This window comes from Xanthomonas albilineans (assembly GCF_002939705.1).
In the GTDB taxonomy this organism is placed as follows: domain Bacteria; phylum Pseudomonadota; class Gammaproteobacteria; order Xanthomonadales; family Xanthomonadaceae; genus Xanthomonas_A; species Xanthomonas_A albilineans.
This window is the reverse complement of record NZ_MDCB01000004.1, coordinates 70,136-89,923: the sequence shown is the minus strand read 5'-3', so window position 1 is coordinate 89,923 and position 19,788 is coordinate 70,136. Positions and strand designations below refer to the sequence as shown.

Sequence of the window (19,788 nt, the reverse complement as noted above, 5' to 3'; positions counted from 1 at the left end):
CCGCGCCGGGAGACTGAGTGGCGCGGAGCGATGAGTCTAGCGCGTGGCCCGCGTCGCTGTCATGGCGACAGGCGGTAATCAGTGCGGTTTTAGTAGAAATCGAAGCTGAATGCTGCTGTTTCCGCCGTTGGTTCGCGGACCTGGAAGGCGATTTGTGCGCTTTGTCCAGGCTCTAGTGTGTCGTTGTCTGGACGGGTACTGCCCAGGTAGTCCATCGGGCGCAACACGCGGCTGCCGATGGTGCGTCCATCGGCGTCGGCCAGCGATAGCTGCAGCAGCGGCCAGGCTTGCGCCCAGCGTGCATCGTTGCGAAACGTGGCGTGTACCAGGAGGATGCCGTCGCTGCCAGGCAGCGGCCGTACCTCGCGGCTGAGCATGGTGAATGCGTGCGGTTCGCGCCACGCCGGCACGCTGCAGTGCAGCACTTTGCAGATTCCGGTGACCCATGGCCGCCAGTGCGCGTCCGCACTCAGTTGTTGGCGGTCGGCGATCAGAGTCTGCATCGCCAAGAGGGCGCTCAACCCGAGTAGGGCGATCCATTGCCAGGGTCTGGAGCGCAACACCGGGCGTCTCAAGAAACTCGGCGCGGCGTTGGCTGCTGTCTCTAGCGTGTGCGCCGCCGCGTCGGTGATTGCCTCCGGCATGTCCGGTGTAGTGTCGGCCGTATCGGGTTCGGTCTGGAGCGTTGATGCGCCATGTGCGGGTACATCCGCTACGGCGCCGGGCTCGGACGTGGCCGCGGCATCGGTGTGTGTGGCCGACCGATCCGGTTGACGTAACAGGGTCGCGAGGCTGGGACGTGGTGGTGTGGGATCGGACATGCGCAAACGTAGCGACGGCGAGTACGCTATTCAAGCATGCGCGGAGAGGTTGTGCAGCGCGACACTTCTGCTGCGCGCTTGGCGCGCCCGTTCTTACAGTTTGTTGCTCACGTTTATTTTGCGCAGAAGGCGGCCGGCAGGACGGATGGCGCGTTGCGCTATCCGGGTCCTGATGCCATCGCTATGCTATGCGCTGCCTGTGCAGTGCGCGTGGTGGGGAGGGGGAGGCGAAGTGGTCATCGTCGAGCACACCGTCCATCTAGGAGGCGATGGCAGCGGATTCAGGTGCGGCGCACGCCGTCGATGCGTATCCAGTCGCTGTCCTGCTCGGTACGCAATTGTTCGAACCATGCTGCATAACGCTGCAATAGGTCCTGCTCCTGGCCGTGCAGGATTCCGGAGAGCGCGATGCGTCCGCCCGGCGCGACGCGGGCTGCCAGAGTCGGCGCCAGCGCGTCCAGCGCCGAGGCGAGGATGTTGGCGACGACCACTGGATAGGTCGCGGTTGGTTCGTCGGCGGGCAAGTACACCGCCAGCCGGGCGCCGACGGCGTTGCGCTCGGCGTTGTCGTGGCTTGCCAGCAGCGCTTGCGGGTCGTTGTCCACGCCGACGGCTGCCGCTGCGCCCAGCTTCAGCGCTGCCAGCGCCAGGATGCCCGAGCCGCAGCCGAAGTCGAGCACCCGTGCCTGCGCCAGCGCGCCGTCGCTGGCCAGTGCGTCCAGCCAGCGCAGGCACAGCGCGGTGGTCGGGTGGGTGCCGGAGCCGAATGCCAGGCCGGGGTCCAGACGCACCACCGCGGCGTCGGCGCCGCTGGCCTCCTCCGGCAGCACGTGGTTCCACGGCACGATGAAGGTGCGCGCGCCGAAGCGCATCGGCTGGAATTGATCCAACCAGGCGCGTTCCCAGTCCTGGTCGTCGACCTTGCGGAAAGTGGCCTGGCTCCAGTCCAGTCCGGGGTCGAACGCGTCCAGCGCGGCCAGCAGCAGCAACGCATCCTGCTCCTCAGGGAACAGCGCGCTGAGTACCAGTGTGCCCCACAGTGGCGTCTCGCCCACGCCCGGTTCCAGGATCGCGCGTTCGTTGCTGGTGTCGGCATCGGCATCGAGCAAGGTGACGGCCAGCGCGCCGACATCCTCCAACGCAGTTTCGTAACGGGGCTGGGTGGTGTCGGTGCAACGCAAGGTCAGTTCGAGGAACGGCATCGGTCGGCGGGCGATCAGGTGAGTGAGGGCGAGTCGCGGACTCGGGATTTGGCGTTTTCCACGTGTAAGCCGCATGTGTTGCTGTCATGGCGGCGGCGTTATACAGGGCCAACGGCATGTTGCGAATTGCGATGGCGGCAAGACGTCGCCGTTTTTTCGTCACGGCACTGGATCGCGATTTGACTCCGGAGCGCATGCGCCGCCATCCGGAGCCAGGGGCTTCGTCACACCAACGCAATCGACTTGTTCTTGCGCTCGGCCAGGCGCTTTTCCAGGTAGTGGATGTTCTGTCCGCCGGCCTGGAAGCCCTTGTCGCGCATGATCCGCTGCTGTAGCGGAATGTTGGTCTTGATGCCGTCCACCACCATCTCGCTCAGCGCCACACGCATGCGCGCGATCGCGGTCTCGCGGTCGGGGCCATGCACGATCAACTTGCCGATCATCGAGTCGTAGTTCGGTGGCACTTTGTAGCCGCTGTAGATGTGGGTGTCCACGCGCACACCGGGGCCGCCGGGCGGGTGGAAGCCGGTGATCAGTCCTGGATTGGGCATGAAGGTTTCCGGATCCTCGGCGTTGATGCGGCACTCGATCGCATGGCCGCGCAGCACGATGTCTTTTTGCTTGATGCTCAGCTTGTGCCCGGCAGCAATACGCAATTGTTCGCAGACCAGGTCGATGCCGGTGATGCGCTCGGTGACAGGATGCTCCACCTGGATGCGGGTGTTCATTTCGATGAAGTAGAAGCGCCCGTTCTCGAACAGGAACTCGAAGGTGCCGGCGCCGCGATAGCCGATGCGAATGCAGGCGTCCACGCAGACCTTGCCGATTTCGTTGCGCAGTTCCTCGGTGATGCCCGGTGCCGGCGCTTCCTCGACCACTTTTTGATGGCGACGCTGCATCGAGCAGTCGCGCTCGCCCAGATGGATGGCATTGCCCTGGCCGTCGGCCAGCACCTGGATCTCCACATGGCGCGGATTCTCCAGGAATTTCTCCATGTACACCTGGTCGTTGCTGAAAGCGGCCTTGGCCTCGGACTTGGTGGTCTCGATCGCCGCCTTCAACGCCGCTTCCGAATGCACCACACGCATGCCGCGACCGCCACCACCGCCAGCGGCCTTGATGATCACCGGATAGCCGATTTCGCGCGCGATCTTGGTGTTGGCGACGATGTCCTCGCCCAGTGGACCGCCCGAGCCGGGCACGCAGGGGACGCCGGCAGCCTTCATCGCGCGGATCGCTTCCACCTTGTCGCCCATCAGGCGGATGGTGTCGGCCTTGGGGCCGATGAAGATGAAGCCGGATTGCTCCACGCGCTCGGCAAAATCGGCGTTCTCCGACAGAAAGCCGTAGCCAGGATGGATGGCTTGCGCGTCGGTGACCTCGGCCGCGGCGATCAGTGCCGGGATATTGAGGTAGCTCTCCGCCGACGCGGCCGGGCCGATGCATACCGACTCGTCGGCCATGGCGACGTGCTTGAGGTTGCGGTCCACGGTGGAATGCACCGCGACCGTGCGGATGCCCAGCGTATGGCACGCGCGCAGGATGCGCAGGGCGATTTCGCCGCGATTGGCGATGACGACTTTATCTAGCATGGGAAAGGATTCCGAACGCGGGATGTGGTTCTGGACACGTGATCCGGGGCGCGGGGCGCGGAAAAGCAAATCGGCGCGTGGGGCGCTTGCTTTTCCGAGTCACGGGTCTCGGTCCCGAGTCCCGGCGCTTCAACCGATCACGAACAGTGGCTGGTCGAACTCCACGGGCTGGCCACTTTCGCCCAGGATCGCGACGATGGTGCCGGCGACGTCGGCTTCGATCGGGTTGAACATCTTCATCGCTTCGATGATCGCCAGGGTCTCGCCGATCTTCACCGTCTGGCCGACGCTGACGAACGCGGGCTTGTCGGGGGACGGCGAGGTGTAGAAGGTGCCGACCATCGGCGCACGCAGCACGTGGCCCTCGGGCAGGGCGTTGCCGGGCTTGGCGCTGCCGCCGGTGGAGGCCTCGGTCGGCGAATGCATCGGCATCGCGGCGGTCGGTGCAGGCACAGCCGCCGGCGGTGCGGAGACGTACTGCGGCGCGCTGCCGACCATGCCCTTGGGCGTGCGCGCCAGGCGCACACTTTCCTCGCCTTCCTTGATCTCGATCTCGGCGAGATTGGATTCTTCCAGTAGGTCGATCAGCTTCTTGATTTTGCGCAGATCCATAACGGCCTCGTGAGGTGAATCGGAATAAAGACCGGGCGCGTGGCCCGGCGACTTAGACAGGAATGCTGCGTGCCGGGATGGCGCATGCGCCCGCTCCCAGCCGCGTCAGCGCCGCGTCCATCGCATAGCGGTAGCTGTCGGCACCAAATCCGCAGACCACACCGACCGCGCGATCGCTGAAATAGCTGTGGTGGCGGAACGGCTCGCGGCTGTGCGGATTGGATAGGTGGATTTCGATGAATGGGACCGCCACCGCCACCAGTGCATCGCGCAACGCCACCGAGGTGTGGGTGAACGCGGCCGGGTTGATCAGGATGAACGCGGTACCATCGTCGCGTGCGGCCTGCACGCGCTCCACCAGCACATGCTCGGCGTTGGATTGCAGGCTGTCCAACTGGTGACCAGCGGCATCGGCTTGTGCCAGCAGTGCCGCATCGATCTGCGCCAGCGTGGCGTGCCCGTACACGTCCGGTTCGCGGCTGCCGAGCAGATTGAGGTTGGGACCATGCAGTAGCAGCAGTCGCGCCATCGGGGACACAGCAGTGGAAAGGGCGGCAGTCTGCGCGAAGCCGGCATTGCTGTCCAGTTCGGCGAAGTTGCAGATGTTTTAAGCATGCGTTTGACTTTGCGGATTCCCCCCTGCGCTGGGCTAGGCGCGCGTCCAAGAGCATCTTGTCGGCGTTGTGGTGCCACGGTTCCAATCCGTGCCGGATCGCCTGCGTTGTGCCGCTCAATACGCTGGCGAGCTGCTGTCGCGTGTCCAGCGCTCGGCCTCGCCTGCGGCGAACGGACCGAGTTTCTGTTTCACAATGCGGCCATCGGCGTCGATCAGCACGCTATAAGGCAATAAGCCCCGAGTGTCGCCCAGGCGCACGCTGGCGTCGGTCGGGCCGGGGGTCTCCAGCGCGATCGGGTAGCCGATCGGCACCCGTTGCAGGAATGCGCGCACGTCCTCGACCCGGTCCAGGGCGATGCCCAACACCTGCAAGCCGCCTTTGCTTGGCCTGCGCGCCAGACGCTCCAGTTCCGGCATTTCACGCACGCACGGTTCGCACCAACTGGCCCAGACGTTGATCAACAGCGGCCTGCCGTGGAACTGCGCCAGGGTGATGCGTTCGCCATTGAGCTTGGTGAGGCGCAGCGTCGGTGCGTGCTCGCCGGGCCGTGCGGCGAGCGCGTGTGCGGCGGGATCGTCGACGGGCGCCGCAGGAATTGAGCGCGTCAGCCGCGTACGTTGCCATCCCTGCGCGGCGATCATCCCCAGCACCGCCGCGACCGCCGCGACCACAAGCAGGCGTCGCGGCGTGGCGGTCATCGTGCCGCGCGTAGCAGCGCGTCTTCGACTACGGCCTGGGTCAGCACTGGTGGCAGCACGGTCGGCGGCGCACCGGGGCCGTAGACTACGTACAGTGGCACGCCGACCGCTTTGTGCTCGGCGAGGAAGGCACTGATGCGCTGGTCCTCGTTGGTCCAGTCGCCCTTCATGTACACCGCGTCCACGCGTTTGAGCGTGTCGCGAAACGCGTCGCTGCGGAAGACGTTGCGCTCATTGGCCTTGCAGGTGACGCACCAGTCCGCGGTCATGTTGACGAACACCACGCGGTTGTCGGTGCGCAGACGGTCGAGCAGCTCCGGCGAATAGGCCACGGTATTGCCCTCTTCTATCGTGGCACTGGGCGGAGGCAGTCGTGTCACGCCCCAGGCCGGCAACAGCGCCAGCAGCAGCAATACGCTGGCCGCGCGCATCCCCAGCGCATGGCCGCGCCAGCGTGCGCGCTCGAACCACCACAGGCCCAGGGCCAGCAGCGTGGCGCCGATCAGCAGCAGCGCCACCGCGTCCACCCCGCGTTGCTTGCCCAGCACCCAGAGCAGCCAGATCGCGGTCAGGTACATCGGGAACGCCAGCACTTGCTTGAGCGTTTCCATCCACGCACCCGGCTTGGGCAGCCGCGTGGCCAGGGACGGCACGAAGCCGATCAGCAGGAACGGTAGCGCCAGGCCCAGGCCCAGGGTCAGGAACACCAGCATGGCCGTGGCCGGCGGTGCGGTCAGCGCATAGCCCAGCGCCGGACCCATGAATGGGCCGATGCAGGCACTGGACACCACGCAGGCCAGCACGCCGGTGAAGAAATCGCCGACCGGTCCGCTGCGTGCCGACAGCGATTGGCCCAGGCCGCCGAGATTGGTGCTGAGGGTGAACACGCCGGACAGGCTGAGCCCGACCACGAACATCAGATACACCAGCACTGCGACGAAGCCCGGGCGCTGCAATTGGAAGCCCCACAGCAGACGCGCGGCGACGGCGATACCGCCGACCACGGCGAAGGAGGTCAATACCCCCAGGGTGTACCAGAGCGCATGGTGGCGAGCGCGGCTGCGGCTTTCGCCGCTTTGTGCCAAGCCCAGGACCTTCAACGACAGGATCGGCAGCACGCACGGCAACAGGTTCAGCACCAGACCGCCTCCCAGTGCTAGCAGCAGGATCCACAGCAGGTTTTGCGGTGCGGGCGGCGGCGGGGCGCGGTGTGCGTCACTGTGCGCCGAGGCAGCCGGCGTGGATTTGGGCGCAGGCGCTGTCGCTTGACTGGCAGCGGTGGTCGCGTTGTTGGCGTCGGTCTGGCGGCTGTCCAGTGGGCTCACCAGTAGCGGCGTCACCGTCGCTTGATCGGGCGGAGTGAGCGTGCCTTTGGGAAGCGACAGCTTTACGCGCCGCGTCATGGGCGGATAGCAGATGCCGTCAGTCTGACAACCCTGGAAGGTGGTCACCAAGGTCGCCTCGGCGGCATTGGTGCGCTGCCGTTGCAGCGGTACGGTCACCTCGCTTTGGCTGAAGTAGACCACCACGTTGCCGAAATGCTCGTCCTGGTGCGAGCGGCCCTGCGGCCAGCGCGGCATGCCTGTGCGGATGCCGGGGGCGCCTTCCAGCGCCAGCGCGGTGCGGTCCCGGTACAGGTAGTAGCCTGGCGCGGGAGTGAAGCGCAACAGCAAGGTATTGCCGTCGCTGACGATGGCTTCGAAGCCGAAGGCCTGGTCCGACGGCAGCGGCAGGCCTTGCAGCGCGTCGGTAGCGCCACTGGCGCCGAGCAGCGGTTTTTCCTCGCCACCTGAGCGGTTGCTTGGCAGCGCAGACGTGGTCGGCGGCGCCGCATCCGCGGCAACGGCCGCCGGTAGCATCACCTCGAGCATGCGTTTCTGCGGCGGGTAGCACACGCCGGCGTCGGCACAGCCCTGGTAGCGCACTTCCACTTGCAGGCGTGTGGTGCCGGGGGCGGCGAGGCCGCTTTGCACGGCGGTCAGTTCGTTACGGTAGGTTTCCACTTCGCCGAAATACGGATCGGTCTTCTTGTGTCCGGCCGGCAGTTGCAGCGTTGGATTGGCTTTGAAGCCGTCGATCACCCGTACCGCGATCCGGTGCCGATACAGGTAATAGCCCTTGGCGATGTTCCAGTGCAGCACGATGCGGCCGGGCTCGGGCGCCTGCGCGCTCAGCACGAAGGCCTGGTCCACCGGCAGCAGGTCTTTTTCGCTGATCGCTAAGGTGGGGAAGGCGGCTATGGCCAGCAGGCACAGGGCGGTGACACGATGGAGCAAGTTCATCGGCTTATGGTTCTTCTAGTTCTTCACGGGTTTGGGCATGTAGCCATTGCAGGTAGGCGGGCAGGCCATCTGTAACCTCGACTTCGACCAGTTCGGGGACCTCGTAAGGGTGCAGGTCGCATAGCCGCTGCCGTAATGCGGGCAGCCGGTCGGCAGCGGTTTTGATCAGTAGCAGTACTTCGTCGGTCTGCTCCACCGTACCCTGCCAGCGGTAGGTGGAGTGCAGGCCGGGCAGGCGACTCACGCAGGCGGCCAATCGTTCGCCGACCAGTGCTAGCGCGATCCGAGTGGCGCTGGCCGCATCGGGGCAGGTGCTGAACAACAAGCGTAGCGCGGGCGAGGCCATACCTCCAACAGTATAAGGACGTCGCCGTGGCTTTGGCGGGGTGCCCAGGGCGCTGCCTGGAGGTTGGTGTGTGTTGTGGAACAGCCTGAGCGAAATTTTTTTGCTTGCGGCCCTTGAAAGATCTGGTCGTGGCACTACATCTTGCGCATCCCGGCGTGCCGGGTTTTTTCGCGAGCGTTGCTGGCAGTCGTCATGCGCGAGTGCTAATACCGCCGAAATTTTTTAGACCAGTCAATTACTTAAGAGGTCTCTCTCAATGAGCATCAAGCCGCTTTACGACCGCGTCGTAGTCCAGCCGATCGAAGCCGACGAAATCTCCGCCGGCGGCATCGTGATCCCGGATTCGGCCAAGGAAAAGTCCACCAAGGGCAAAGTCGTGGCTGTCGGCCCCGGCAAGCCGCTGGACAACGGCAGCGTGCGCGCGCCGGCGCTGAAGGTTGGCGACAAGGTCATCTACGGCCAGTACGCCGGTTCCAGCTACAAGTCAGAAGGTGTCGAGTACAAGGTGCTGCGCGAAGACGACGTCCTGGCCGTCGTCGGCTAAAAGCCTCAGCGCGGGGTTGGACGCGGGACGCGCAGTGCGCTCCCTGTGCTCTCAGCCCGGCGTTGCCGGTCGATTCCTCATCCCCAAATCACGCATTCCGGAGTTACCCATATGGCTGCCAAAGATATCCGTTTCGGCGAAGACGCCCGTTCGCGCATGGTGCGCGGTGTCAACATCCTCGCCAATGCCGTCAGTGCCACCCTTGGCCCGAAGGGCCGCAACGTCGTGCTCGATAAGAGCTTCGGTGCCCCGCACATCACCAAGGACGGCGTCTCCGTCGCCAAGGAAATCGAACTGGCGGATAAGTTCGAGAATATGGGCGCACAGATGGTGAAGGAAGTCGCCTCCAAAACGTCCGATAACGCCGGCGACGGCACCACCACCGCCACCGTGCTGGCGCAGGCGCTGATCCGCGAAGGCTCCAAGGCTGTGGCTGCCGGCATGAACCCGATGGACCTCAAGCGCGGCATCGACAAGGCGGTTGCGGCCGCCGTGGTCGAGTTGGAGAAGATCAGCAAGCCCGCCGATGGCGACGAGGGGATCGCCCAGGTCGGCACCATCTCCGCCAACTCCGATAAGGAGATCGGCAGGATCATCGCCGATGCGATGAAGAAGGTCGGCAAGAAGGGCGTGATCACGGTCGAGGAAGGCTCGGGCCTGGTCAACGAACTGGATGTGGTCGAAGGCATGCAGTTCGACCGCGGCTACCTGTCGCCATACTTCATCAACAACCAGCAGAGCCAGTCGGCCGACTTGGACGATCCGTTCATCCTGCTGCACGACAAGAAGATCTCCAACGTCCGTGACCTGCTGCCGTTGCTGGAAGGCGTGGCCAAGGCCGGCAAGCCGCTGCTGATCGTCGCCGAGGAAGTGGAAGGTGAGGCGCTGGCAACCTTGGTGGTCAACACCATTCGTGGCATCGTCAGGGTCGTGGCGGTCAAGGCTCCTGGCTTCGGCGACCGCCGCAAGGCGATGCTGGAAGACATGGCGGTGCTGACTGGCGGCACCGTGATCTCCGAGGAGGTGGGTCTGTCCCTCGAGAAGGCGACCCTGAAGGATCTGGGCCGCGCCAAGAAGGTGCAGGTCTCCAAGGAGAACACCACCATCATCGATGGCGTCGGCGATACGGCCGCGATCGAGTCGCGCATCAAGCAGATCGAATTGCAGATTGCCGAGACCTCCTCCGACTACGACAAGGAGAAGCTGCAGGAGCGCATGGCCAAGCTGGCCGGCGGCGTGGCGGTGATCAAGGTCGGTGCTGCGACCGAAATCGAGATGAAGGAAAAGAAGGCACGCGTCGAAGATGCCCTGCACGCCACCCGTGCCGCGGTGGAAGAAGGCGTGGTCCCCGGCGGCGGCGTGGCGCTGGTGCGCGCGCTGAGCGCGATCGGTTCGCTCACGGGCGACAATGAAGATCAGACCCACGGCATCCAGATCGCGCTGCGCGCGATGGAAGCGCCGCTGCGCGCGATCGTCACCAACGCTGGTGAAGAACCGTCGGTGATTCTCAATAAGGTCAAGGAAGGCACCGGCAACTTCGGCTACGACGCTGCTAAAGGCGAGTTCGGCGACATGGTCGCGTTCGGTATCCTGGATCCGACCAAGGTGACCCGTTCGGCGTTGCAGAACGCCTCCTCGATCGCCGGCCTGATGATCACCACCGAGGCGATGGTGGCCGAAGCGCCGAAGAAGGAAGAGCCGGCCGCGCCGGGCGGCATGGGCGGTGGCATGGGCGGCATGGGCGGCATGGATTTCTGATCCAGCCGGACTTGGCCGAACCTGCGTCACGCAGTCAAAAGAGCCCCGCAGCGATGCGGGGCTCTTTTTTGTCCGTTGCCGGCCACGGTTGCGATGGTCATCGTGGCCGGCATGTCGATGTGCTAAACGCTGTACTTTCACAGCGCGTGCGAGTCACCAGGGCTGCCCTGGTCTGCCAACTCGATCAGCACATTTTCTGGACAGCACCGGCTGGCCGATCTTCGGCCGCAGCGATACGTCGTTTCGCTGCAATCGAGGATGAGGCGGACACCGTGCTGGCGGTACACGGACCGTCTCCCGGCAGCCGCCACGCTACGGCGGGAATCCATCTGCGCGATGGCGAATCACGCACAATGTCGAAACCGTCTACAGCTCTCCCGTGTCAGTGTGTTGACAGGGTTGTCGACGCCATGCAGCTTAGGGAGTACGGGTATCAGGGGAGCTGTAGGCCCGTATGTTCGTCCTTTTTCTGTGCGCCGTGGTCGGCGCAGGGTGGCGTGTGCCGGTGGCATGCGCTGCGCTGCCGTGGGCGCGAGGTGGCGAAAAGGACGCTGCACGCCGTCGCGTTGCGACGGCACCTCCATCTCTAGCCGCAGGGGACAGCGCATGCACATCCGGTCTTTCACCACCCTCGCGTTCGGCATCGTGCTGGCGCTGTACGCCGTCCCCGACGCGCGGGCGCAAAGCGCCAGTCCGGACGCCGATGCCACCGATCTCGGTCAGGTCGTGGTCACCGGTTCGCGGATCAAGCGCGCCGAGGTGGAGGGTGTCGAGCCGGTGGTGGTGATCAGCGCGCAGCAGATCCAGCAGGAAGGCTTTTTGACCGTCTACGACGTACTCAAGACGCTCAACCAGCAAGGCAGCGTCGAGGCCGACACCAAATACGGTTCGCATACGCCCAACGCCGCGCCGATCAATCTGCGCGACCTCGGCCCCGGGCGTACGTTGTTGTTGGTCAACGGCCATCGCGTCGCCGACTATCCGCAGCCCTATGCCGGCGAGAGTAACTTCGCCAACTTTGCCAACATTCCTTCTGCGGCAGTGGAGCGGATTGAAATCCTCACCGGCGGCGCATCGGCGATCTACGGCTCCGATGCCGTGGCCGGCGTCATCAACGTGATCCTGAAAAAGGGCTACAAGGGTAACCAGCTACGTGTGCGTGGCGGCACCGCGACCGAAGGTGGGCGCGACGTGTTCGACTTGTCCTGGGTCGGCGGTCACGGCGGCGACAAGTGGAATCTCACCTACGCATTGCAGTGGACGCGACGCGATCCGCTGTCGGTGGGCGAACGACCGAAGGTGGATTCTCAGAACGACGAGTCGTACAGCAATTGGACCGCGCAGGCGCGTAAATACGGCTTCAATCCATTCACCGGCTTGAGCCTGATCGATGCCGACAGCAATCAACGCCTGGCTCCGCCCAGCGGCACCTGCGCGCGCTTCGGTGGCCAGTTCATCGATGCACAGCGGCTGAGTTACGACTACAACAGCGATACGGTGCGCAATCGTGGTCGCTATTGCGGGATGGCGCATGACTACGCCGACTGGCTGGCCGCCAAGGGCGGCGACAACGGCTCGGCGTATCTGTACGGCACGTTCGATTTCGACAATGGCGTGCAGGCCTGGAGTACGCTGTCGACGACCAAGAGCCGTGGCTACTGGACTTATGATCCGCCCTACGTTTACCTTGGCCCGTTCCACGACACCGATAGTGATCGCAACCTGTATGCGATCCGCCAGTTGACCCGCTACGAATCCGGCGGTTGGAAGAACCTGGCCAATATCACCAAGGAATTTTCCTGGGATCTGAGCGCTGGCCTCAAGGGCCGCCTCGCCGACCGCTTCGATTGGGAAGTGGCGATTGGCCGCGCGCGCTATACCGTCGACGAGTACGTGCGGACGGTGGACACCCAGAAGGCCACCGACTACTTCCTTGGCCCGCAGTTGGGCAGTACCGCCGACGGAACGCCGATCTACGCGCTGAACGAAGACCGCTGGTACCAGCCACTCACCGGTGCCCAGTACAACGCGTTGGCGGTCAAGGCGGACAACCGCGCCGATTCGTGGGTCAACCAGGCCAGCGCCAACATCACCGGTGAACTGATCCAGGGATGGGCTGGGCCAATCAAGTTCGCCGCGGTCGGCGAAGTGGCCAAGCAAGGCTACCGACTCGTGCCGGATCCCTGCGCCAACAACTGCTATCCGCTGGACGTGGTCGATCATGGCGGTGGCGAACGCCTGCGTTATTCCGGCGGCATCGAATTCAATGTGCCGCTGCTGTCCTCGCTCAATGCAAGCCTCGCGGCGCGTCACGACCGCTATGGTGACTATCGCTCCTATAGCAGCGATCTCGGCACGGCCATCGGCACGCAGAGCGACACCACTTGGAGCGCAGGGCTGGAATGGCGACCGCTCAGCACGCTGTTGTTGCGCGGTAGCGTCGCCACCAGCTTCCGTGCCCCGGATATGCAATACGTGCTCGGCGAACCCAGCTCGACCCAGCAAACGGTGATCGACCAATATCGCTGCATCCAGAAAGGGTATTACCTCACCGGTGCCTGCAACGCCGAGAACAGCGACGTCTACTACCTGATGCAGGTCAATCGTCGCGGCACCCCGGACCTTGAATCGGAACACGGACGCTCGGTGACCACCGGTTTCGTCTGGGATATCACCGAAGGCCTGTCGCTGACCACGGACTACTACAAGATCCGCCTGCAGGACATGATCAAGGACCTCAATCGCGACGAGGTCCTCAGCGCCGAGGCGGGGTGTCGCACCGGCCTGACCACTGCTGGCGGCGTGTGGGTCAATCCCGGTGGCGCCGAATACTGCACGCGCATCGTTTCGCGGGTGTCGCGCGATGCCGCCGGCCGCGTGACCGGCATCGAACAAGGGCCGATCAACATCGCGCAGATGCGTGTGTCCGGTATCGACGCCGCACTGAAGTACCGCCTGACCACCGCGCGCTGGGGCAACTTCAACTTCGCGCTGGATTACAACAACCTGATCGGCTATCACGAACAGACCTACCGCACCGACGACGACAAGAACCTGCGCGATCAAAAGGTCCGCACCAAGCTGCGCGGCAGCGTGCATTGGGAGAATGGCGGCCCGCTGGATCTGACCGTGTATGCCAAACGCTTCGGTTCCACCGAGGCGGTGAATTGGGGGACCTGCACGCGCTTCGACGACGGCTATCAGCCTAGTCCCTCGGCCGAATGCCGGGTCACCGACAGGGGGAACCGCCACTTCGGCGAGAGCACCATCCGCTACTTCGGCCGCGTCGGCCCGGCGCTGTACTGGAACCTCACCGCCGGTTACCGCATCACGCCGAAGATGAAGGTCAACCTGTACGTCAACAACGTGTTCAACACCGTCGGCTACGACAACAAAGAGCGCTACTACGGCTACCAGTTCTACAACACCACGCTGTACGACGCGGTCGGTCGCGAAGTGGCGGCGGAGTATGTGTTCGATTTTTAAGTGCCATAGCGGGCAGTTCGGTAAAGTTACAGTTGCCGATGGTTTACGTTTTCTTCCGCGTGACCGGTCGCGGTGCCCGGCAATGCGATGGAAGCGATGCTTTTTATGCTGCGCATGTCCAGTCCTCCGTGCCTGCTTCACGGCCGTATCGGTTGCATCGGCAACTGTGGTGTTTTCTCCAACCCTGTGCTATCACTGTGTCCATGATCGCTTCCTGCCGCAGCTTTTACTTTTGGTATTACGGCTTTCCGATGCCGCTGGCGGAGGAAGGATGGCGTTCAAGCTGAAGGACACTTCAGCCGCATCCCGAAAGCCGCCAGCGAACCTGGCGGCTTTTTTCATGCCGCTGGATCTGGCACCACCCAGCCACCCGATGAGAAATGCCCATGGCTCCCCATACTGACGATTTGCGCATCCGCAAGATCGAACCGCTGACCCCGCCCTCGCAACTGCTGGCCTTGTTGCCCTGCGATGAGAGCGCCTCGCAGACCGTCGCCACCGCGCGCGCGGCGCTGCACGCGATCTTGCATGGCCAGGACGACCGCTTGGCGGTGGTGATCGGTCCCTGCTCGATCCACGACCCGTTGGCGGCGTTGGAGTATGCGCAGCGTTTGCGCCCGTTGCGCGACACCTATGGCGATGCGCTGGAGATCGTGATGCGGGTGTACTTCGAGAAACCACGCACGACGGTTGGCTGGAAGGGCCTGATCAACGATCCCGATCTCGACGGCAGCTTCGACATCAACAAGGGCCTGCGTCTGGCGCGGGGCCTGCTGCGCGATATCAACCGCCTCGGCCTGCCGGCCGGCGTGGAATTCCTCGACATCATCTCGCCGCAATACATCGCCGACCTGGTGGCCTGGGGCGCGATCGGCGCGCGTACCACCGAAAGTCAGGTGCATCGCGAGATGGCCTCCGGCCTGTCGTGTCCGGTCGGTTTCAAGAACGGCACCAGCGGCGACGTCAAGATCGCTGTCGATGCGGTTGGTGCGGCCTCGCATCCGCACCATTTCCTGGCAGTGACCAAAGATGGATACACCGCTGTCGCGGCCACTGCCGGTAATCCGGATTGCCACGTGATTCTGCGCGGAGGCACGCAACCCAACTACGACGCCGATAGCGTCGCCGCTGCCGCGCAGTTGCTTGAGAAAGCCGGGTTGCCGGCGCGGCTGATGATCGATGCCAGTCACGCCAACAGCGCCAAGAATCCGGATAACCAACCCAAAGTGATACAGGACATCGCCAGCCAGCTCGAAGCCGGGCAGCCTCGCATTGTTGGCGTAATGATAGAAAGCCATTTGCGTGGTGGTCGCCAGGATCTGCGTCCCGGCCAGCCGCTGGTCTACGGTCAGAGCATCACCGACGGCTGCATCGATTGGGACACCTCGGTACAGGTGCTGGAACGCTTGGCGCAGGCCGTGCGGGCGCGGCGCCGTGCGGGAACGGCGCAGGCGGCCTGAGTGCAGCATCGGCATCTGGCGCCGTGCTCGGTACATGCGTTAAACAATAGAGCCGGCCGCGCCGCCGATGTCCAAGGGAGAGAGCTTGGGCATCGGCGGCTGCGCGCCGGTGGTGACCTTATCCGCCTGTGTGGTGACTGCGGTATGCCGGTGTGTGTCATGCGCTGGCAAGGGGGTGGTTTTGCGTTAAAGATCGGATGCAAGCGGTTCAGCGCCACCGCTTGGTCGGCATAATGCAACCATGGCCGTGTCCACACCCTGGTTCCTGTATCTGCTCGAATGCCGCAACGGTAGCTACTACGCCGGCATTACCCCCGACCTGCAGGCGCGCTACCAGGCGCACCTGCGCGGCAGCGGCGCCAAGTACACCCGTGCCAATCCGCCGTTACGGTTACTGGCAAGCCGGCTCTACCCGGACCGTGCCGCCGCTGCCCGCGCCGAATGGGTGCTCAAACGCCTGCCGCGTGCACGCAAGCTGGCGTTCCTGTGCGCGCCAGAACTGCTCGCTGGATCCGACAGTGCGCCATGATCCCTGATAGTGGTGATTGTGGCGCGAGGGGTGTTCTCCGCTGGAGTGCGATTGAAATTGCTTCAATGATGGCTCGGCCACATCGTTGGCGCACAGTACCAGACGTCCTCATCTCCAGGTTGCGCAGACATCGGCATCCATTATTCATGAGTGCATCCTGCGCTTCGGTCCGATTCGTCATAGGACGCTGTGTGCTGGAAAATGTAGACAGAAAGCGCAGTATCCAAACAAAATGAACTATGCAGTTTTATTTTGCACTGCAGCGTGCATTCTTCTAAAAACGCGCTCAAGATCATGCCGCATCCCGACGTGGGGGATGGGAGCAAAGCCCGCTGGCAGTTCGCTGCCAGTGGGTTTTTTTAACGGCGATATTTTCTCTGCCCCACCTCCCTCGAAATCCTACGGAATAGTGCCGACGAACAAAAGCTCGCCCAAGTGTGGCTCTGAATGCTCGGGAGCGTGGGCTGACTCGTGTGGATCATTTGCACTTCAACGCCGACAAAAGCGGCATTGTGGCCGAGCAAAAGAGCAACGGCTTCGGCATGTCGCATCAGTTCAGCGGCACGAACATCCAGCACGCGATGCAGACTCTTCCGGCGCTCGGACATAGTGCCTTGGGGCGATGGTCGGTTATGCGCGCATGTCGACGATAAGGCCGCAAAAGTCGGCGGCAAAAAGTAGTATCGATTGGTCAAACCCAGACCATAGCGACGATGCTGTCATGACCTGTTGCAGGTGGTAGGCTCGGGGATTGGTTGGTCGAGCTGAAATCTCAGGTTTGATGCTGTCCCCTCGGAATCGGGGACGTCGACTATCACGCCGTCTCTTTTATTGCGCCCTTGTCGTTGGTTCTGGCCGACTGTGCCGCATATGCTGTCTATGCCTGTTGTTGCTGCGCTGGCGTTAATACGTAGAGGCTGTCTGCGCGCACGCGACAATGCCAGAATCTGCCGATGTCCACTGTCGCTCAATCGGTCCCCGCAGTTCTCCAGCCCACGCTCGCCCGTCAGCTGGCGCGGTTGCGCCAAGCCGTGGCGGCACAGCCATGGCCGTCCTGTCCCGATTTCGATGCTGACCTTGCGCGTGCCCTGCTTGCCAGCGATTTTCTGCTCGACACGCTGTGCCGGCAGCCAGCGTTGCTCGCCCATCTTGCGCAACCGGATCCGGCGCCGCTGCCGTTGCCGGTGCTGGACCCGGCGCAACCGGCGACGTGGCCTGCGCTGCTGCGCCGTTATCGTGCCGCCGCCTCGGCGTGCCTGGTGTGGCGCGACGTGGTGGGACTGGACGACGTCGAGACGACCCTTGCCGGCAGCACGCAGCTTGCCGAAGACTGCCTGGCGCTTGCATTGCAGGCGCTGGAAAGCGAGTTCGCCGCGCGCCACGGCGTAGTCCGTGCTGCCGATGGCAGTGTGCAGCGGCTGGTGGTCTTTGGCCTGGGTAAGCTCGGCGGCGGCGAATTGAATTTCTCTTCCGACGTGGATCTGGTCTATGCCTATCCGCAGGGAGGCGATTCCGATGGCGCGCGTCCGCTTGCCGCCGAGGAGTACTTTGCGCGTCTCGGCCAGCGCCTGGCTCGGCTCCTCGACGAAACAACCATCGATGGATTCGTGCACCGCGTGGACTTGCGTCTGCGCCCATTCGGCAATGCCGGCCGGGTGGCGTTGTCGTTCGCCGGCATGGACCAATATTTCCAGCGTGAAGGCCGCGACTGGGAGCGCTATGCATGGCTGAAGGCGCGCACGGTGGCCGGAGATGTCGCCGCTGGCGAACACTGGCTGCAGTCGCTACGTCCGTTCGTATACCGACGCTATCTGGACTACACCGCGCTCGATGGTCTGCGCGCGATGAAGGCGGCGATCATCGCCGAAGTGGCCCGCCACGATCGCCTGGACGACATCAAGCGTGGTGCTGGCGGCATTCGCGAGATCGAGTTCTTGGTGCAATCGCTGCAACTGATTCGCGGTGGCCGCGAAGCGACACTGCGCGAACCCCGCTTATTGCCTGCTTTGCACGCATTGATCGCGGCCGGTCAGGTTGCGGAAGCTCATGGAGCAACACTGGCGCAGGCGTATTGTTTCCTGCGTCGGGTCGAGAATCGCCTACAAATGCTACGCGATGCGCAGACGCATGCGTTGCCGGAAGATCCATTGGACCGCGCGCGCATCGCCTTCGGTCTCGGCTATGCCGACTGGGCCGAGTTGTATGCGGCGTTGCAATGCCAGCGCGACCGTGTTGCTGCCGAATTCGCCCAATTGTTGGCGCCGCGCGGGCGCACGCCGGCGTCGGACGCGCTAGCCGATTACTGGCGCAATATGGTTGCCGGCGATCGTGCGCAGGTGTTGCGCGAGGCCGGCTTTGCCGCGGCCGAAGCGGCCGATCAGGCGTTGCGCGGGTTTGCGCAGTCGCAGGGGGTGCGTCGTCTGTCCGATGCCGCCCGCGCGCGTCTGGATCGTGTCGTACCGGCGCTGCTGCATGCCACCGCGCGCGCGGCGCAGGCCGATGCCGCGCTGCACCGGGTGCTCGGCTTGCTACAGGCGGTGCTGCGTCGTGCAAGTTACCTTGCCTTGCTCGACGAGCAACCCAGTGCGCTGGAACGGCTGGTCGATGTGCTGGCACGTAGCGCCTTCCTGTCCGAGCGTCTGGTCGCACATCCGCTGCTGCTCGACGAATTGCTCGACAGCCGCGTGACCGCGCCAATGCCGGAGCCGACCGCAATGCAGCAGTTATGCGATAGCGCCGTTGCCGCTGCCGACGACGATCCGGAGGCCGCACTGCGCAGTCTCAACGAAGCGCGTCAGGCGTTGAGTTTCCGCATTGCGTTGGCCACGCTGGATCGACGTCAGCCTGTGCTCCACAGCACCCGTCAGCTCGCGCAACTGGCCCAAGCGGTGGTGGTGACGGTGCTGCGTCTGGCGCATGCCGAGCTTGTCGCGACGCATGGTCAGGTACCAGGCGGCAGCTTCGCGATCATCGGCTACGGCAGTCTTGGGGGGCTGGAACTGGGCATCGGTTCGGATCTGGATCTGGTGTTTCTGTACGACCATCCGTCCAGCGTCGAGGTCTCCAATGGACCTAAGGTAATGGAGAGCGGGCGCTGGTTCGCACGGCTGGCACAGAAGGTGATCGCGCTGCTCGGTACGGTCACCGGTGGTGGGCGTCTGTACGACATTGATGTGCGTTTGCGTCCGGATGGGGGCAAGGGCGCACTGGTGTCGTCGTTAGCGAGCTACAGCGAGTACCAACGCGACCGTGCCTGGACGTGGGAACATCAGGCACTGGTACGCGCGCGTGGCGTCGCCGGCGATACCGCGTTGTTGCAGCGTTTCGAACAGGTGCGGGCGCAGACTCTGGCGCGCACGCGCGAAGCTGGGGCCTTGTGCGAGGACGTGCGTGGCATGCGTGCGCGCATGCGGGCCGAGCTGGACCGCAGCGATGCCGCGCGCTTCGATCTCAAGCAGGGCGCCGGTGGATTGATCGACCTGGAATTCCTGACACAGGCAGGCGTGCTGCTCGGTGCCGCGCAACAACCGGCGCTGCTACAGCCGCGCGATACCGCGACGCTGATCGACGTGCTGGCGCACGCCGGCTGGCTGGAGGCGACGATGGCTGCGCGCCTGCATGCCGCACATGCAGTGCTGGTGGAGGCTGGCCTGTCCTGCACGCTGGACCGGCGTGCGCAATTGACCGCCCCTAGTGTCGAAATCGAAGCCGCACGTGCGACGATCCGCGACGTGGCTGCGCGCTTGGGCCTGTCGTTCGTTGAGGGCCGCGGGAGCGATGCTGCCGAGCGCTGAGCGGAACACGGCGTTGGATAGGCTGTCAGACAACCGTCGGCATCGCG

The 19,788-nt window shown here is 64.1% G+C and carries 15 protein-coding genes; 7 read left to right on the top strand and 8 right to left on the bottom strand.

Annotated elements, in window-relative coordinates; translation table 11 throughout:
- Window positions 1-89 precede the first annotated feature (89 nt).
- From XalbCFBP2523_RS05045 to cutA, 8 genes are all read right to left on the bottom strand, one after another.
- Window positions 90-821, bottom strand: coding sequence for a DUF3426 domain-containing protein (locus XalbCFBP2523_RS05045; RefSeq protein WP_045765142.1), 732 nt, complete (start codon window positions 819-821; stop codon window positions 90-92).
- A 281-nt stretch (window positions 822-1,102) separates the two neighbouring features.
- The gene (prmA, locus tag XalbCFBP2523_RS05040) at window positions 1,103-2,023 is read right to left on the bottom strand and encodes a 50S ribosomal protein L11 methyltransferase (protein WP_045765143.1); all 921 of its coding nucleotides are present in this window, start codon (window positions 2,021-2,023) and stop codon (window positions 1,103-1,105) included.
- Window positions 2,024-2,247: 224 nt separating this feature from the next.
- Entirely contained in the window at window positions 2,248-3,615 is a 1,368-nt protein-coding gene (accC, locus tag XalbCFBP2523_RS05035) for an acetyl-CoA carboxylase biotin carboxylase subunit (protein WP_012914871.1), read from the bottom strand.
- 129 nt (window positions 3,616-3,744) lie between these two features.
- Window positions 3,745-4,227 carry an acetyl-CoA carboxylase biotin carboxyl carrier protein gene (gene accB / locus XalbCFBP2523_RS05030; protein WP_045764212.1) on the bottom strand — a complete coding sequence of 161 codons (483 nt, stop codon included), beginning with the start codon at window positions 4,225-4,227 and terminating at the stop codon, window positions 3,745-3,747.
- A 52-nt stretch (window positions 4,228-4,279) separates the two neighbouring features.
- On the bottom strand, window positions 4,280-4,756 hold the full coding sequence (gene aroQ / locus XalbCFBP2523_RS05025; protein ID WP_045765144.1) for a type II 3-dehydroquinate dehydratase: 477 nt from the start codon (window positions 4,754-4,756) through the stop codon (window positions 4,280-4,282).
- A 201-nt stretch (window positions 4,757-4,957) separates the two neighbouring features.
- Window positions 4,958-5,542, bottom strand: coding sequence for a TlpA family protein disulfide reductase (locus XalbCFBP2523_RS05020; RefSeq protein ID WP_045765145.1), 585 nt, complete (start codon window positions 5,540-5,542; stop codon window positions 4,958-4,960).
- Complete coding sequence (locus XalbCFBP2523_RS05015; protein WP_052687904.1) at window positions 5,539-7,824, bottom strand: protein-disulfide reductase DsbD family protein; 2,286 nt, start codon at window positions 7,822-7,824, stop codon at window positions 5,539-5,541. Before XalbCFBP2523_RS05015 ends, XalbCFBP2523_RS05020 begins: the two co-directional genes overlap by 4 nt.
- Window positions 7,825-7,828: 4 nt before the next feature.
- Entirely contained in the window at window positions 7,829-8,170 is a 342-nt protein-coding gene (gene cutA / locus XalbCFBP2523_RS05010) for a divalent-cation tolerance protein CutA (RefSeq protein ID WP_045765146.1), read from the bottom strand.
- 256 nt (window positions 8,171-8,426) lie between these two features.
- Here cutA and XalbCFBP2523_RS05005 point away from each other — a divergent pair, with 256 nt between their 5' ends.
- From XalbCFBP2523_RS05005 to glnE, 7 genes are all read left to right on the top strand, one after another.
- Window positions 8,427-8,714 carry a co-chaperone GroES gene (locus tag XalbCFBP2523_RS05005; protein WP_012914877.1) on the top strand — a complete coding sequence of 96 codons (288 nt, stop codon included), beginning with the start codon at window positions 8,427-8,429 and terminating at the stop codon, window positions 8,712-8,714.
- 111 nt (window positions 8,715-8,825) lie between these two features.
- Entirely contained in the window at window positions 8,826-10,472 is a 1,647-nt protein-coding gene (gene groL, locus XalbCFBP2523_RS05000) for a chaperonin GroEL (RefSeq protein ID WP_045765147.1), read from the top strand.
- Between the two features lie 606 nt (window positions 10,473-11,078).
- Entirely contained in the window at window positions 11,079-13,958 is a 2,880-nt protein-coding gene (locus XalbCFBP2523_RS04995; RefSeq protein ID WP_045765148.1) for a TonB-dependent receptor plug domain-containing protein, read from the top strand.
- A 386-nt stretch (window positions 13,959-14,344) separates the two neighbouring features.
- Entirely contained in the window at window positions 14,345-15,418 is a 1,074-nt protein-coding gene (locus XalbCFBP2523_RS04990; RefSeq protein WP_045765149.1) for a 3-deoxy-7-phosphoheptulonate synthase, read from the top strand.
- A gap of 241 nt (window positions 15,419-15,659) precedes the next feature.
- Window positions 15,660-15,947: a GIY-YIG nuclease family protein gene (locus XalbCFBP2523_RS04985; RefSeq protein WP_012914881.1), complete on the top strand. Its 288-nt coding sequence runs from the start codon at window positions 15,660-15,662 to the stop codon at window positions 15,945-15,947.
- 437 nt (window positions 15,948-16,384) lie between these two features.
- Window positions 16,385-16,600, top strand: a complete 216-nt coding sequence (locus XalbCFBP2523_RS17395; protein ID WP_369310880.1) for an XVIPCD domain-containing protein — start codon at window positions 16,385-16,387, stop codon at window positions 16,598-16,600.
- Window positions 16,601-16,900: 300 nt separating this feature from the next.
- Window positions 16,901-19,741 (top strand): bifunctional [glutamate--ammonia ligase]-adenylyl-L-tyrosine phosphorylase/[glutamate--ammonia-ligase] adenylyltransferase, encoded by a 2,841-nt coding sequence (glnE, locus tag XalbCFBP2523_RS04980; protein WP_045765150.1) that lies wholly within the window; start codon window positions 16,901-16,903, stop codon window positions 19,739-19,741.
- Window positions 19,742-19,788 lie beyond the last annotated feature (47 nt).

What these genes read in the sequence shown, in the direction of transcription:
- XalbCFBP2523_RS05045 (WP_045765142.1), bottom strand. Translation starts at nt 821, where the DNA reads ATGTCCGATCCCACACCACCACGTCCCAGCCTCGCGACCCTGTTACGT.
- prmA (WP_045765143.1), bottom strand. Translation starts at nt 2,023, where the DNA reads ATGCCGTTCCTCGAACTGACCTTGCGTTGCACCGACACCACCCAGCCC.
- accC (WP_012914871.1), bottom strand. Translation starts at nt 3,615, where the DNA reads ATGCTAGATAAAGTCGTCATCGCCAATCGCGGCGAAATCGCCCTGCGC.
- accB (WP_045764212.1), bottom strand. Translation starts at nt 4,227, where the DNA reads ATGGATCTGCGCAAAATCAAGAAGCTGATCGACCTACTGGAAGAATCC.
- aroQ (WP_045765144.1), bottom strand. Translation starts at nt 4,756, where the DNA reads ATGGCGCGACTGCTGCTACTGCATGGTCCCAACCTCAATCTGCTCGGC.
- XalbCFBP2523_RS05020 (WP_045765145.1), bottom strand. Translation starts at nt 5,542, where the DNA reads ATGACCGCCACGCCGCGACGCCTGCTTGTGGTCGCGGCGGTCGCGGCG.
- XalbCFBP2523_RS05015 (WP_052687904.1), bottom strand. Translation starts at nt 7,824, where the DNA reads ATGAACTTGCTCCATCGTGTCACCGCCCTGTGCCTGCTGGCCATAGCC.
- cutA (WP_045765146.1), bottom strand. Translation starts at nt 8,170, where the DNA reads ATGGCCTCGCCCGCGCTACGCTTGTTGTTCAGCACCTGCCCCGATGCG.
- XalbCFBP2523_RS05005 (WP_012914877.1), top strand. Translation starts at nt 8,427, where the DNA reads ATGAGCATCAAGCCGCTTTACGACCGCGTCGTAGTCCAGCCGATCGAA.
- groL (WP_045765147.1), top strand. Translation starts at nt 8,826, where the DNA reads ATGGCTGCCAAAGATATCCGTTTCGGCGAAGACGCCCGTTCGCGCATG.
- XalbCFBP2523_RS04995 (WP_045765148.1), top strand. Translation starts at nt 11,079, where the DNA reads ATGCACATCCGGTCTTTCACCACCCTCGCGTTCGGCATCGTGCTGGCG.
- XalbCFBP2523_RS04990 (WP_045765149.1), top strand. Translation starts at nt 14,345, where the DNA reads ATGGCTCCCCATACTGACGATTTGCGCATCCGCAAGATCGAACCGCTG.
- XalbCFBP2523_RS04985 (WP_012914881.1), top strand. Translation starts at nt 15,660, where the DNA reads ATGGCCGTGTCCACACCCTGGTTCCTGTATCTGCTCGAATGCCGCAAC.
- glnE (WP_045765150.1), top strand. Translation starts at nt 16,901, where the DNA reads ATGTCCACTGTCGCTCAATCGGTCCCCGCAGTTCTCCAGCCCACGCTC.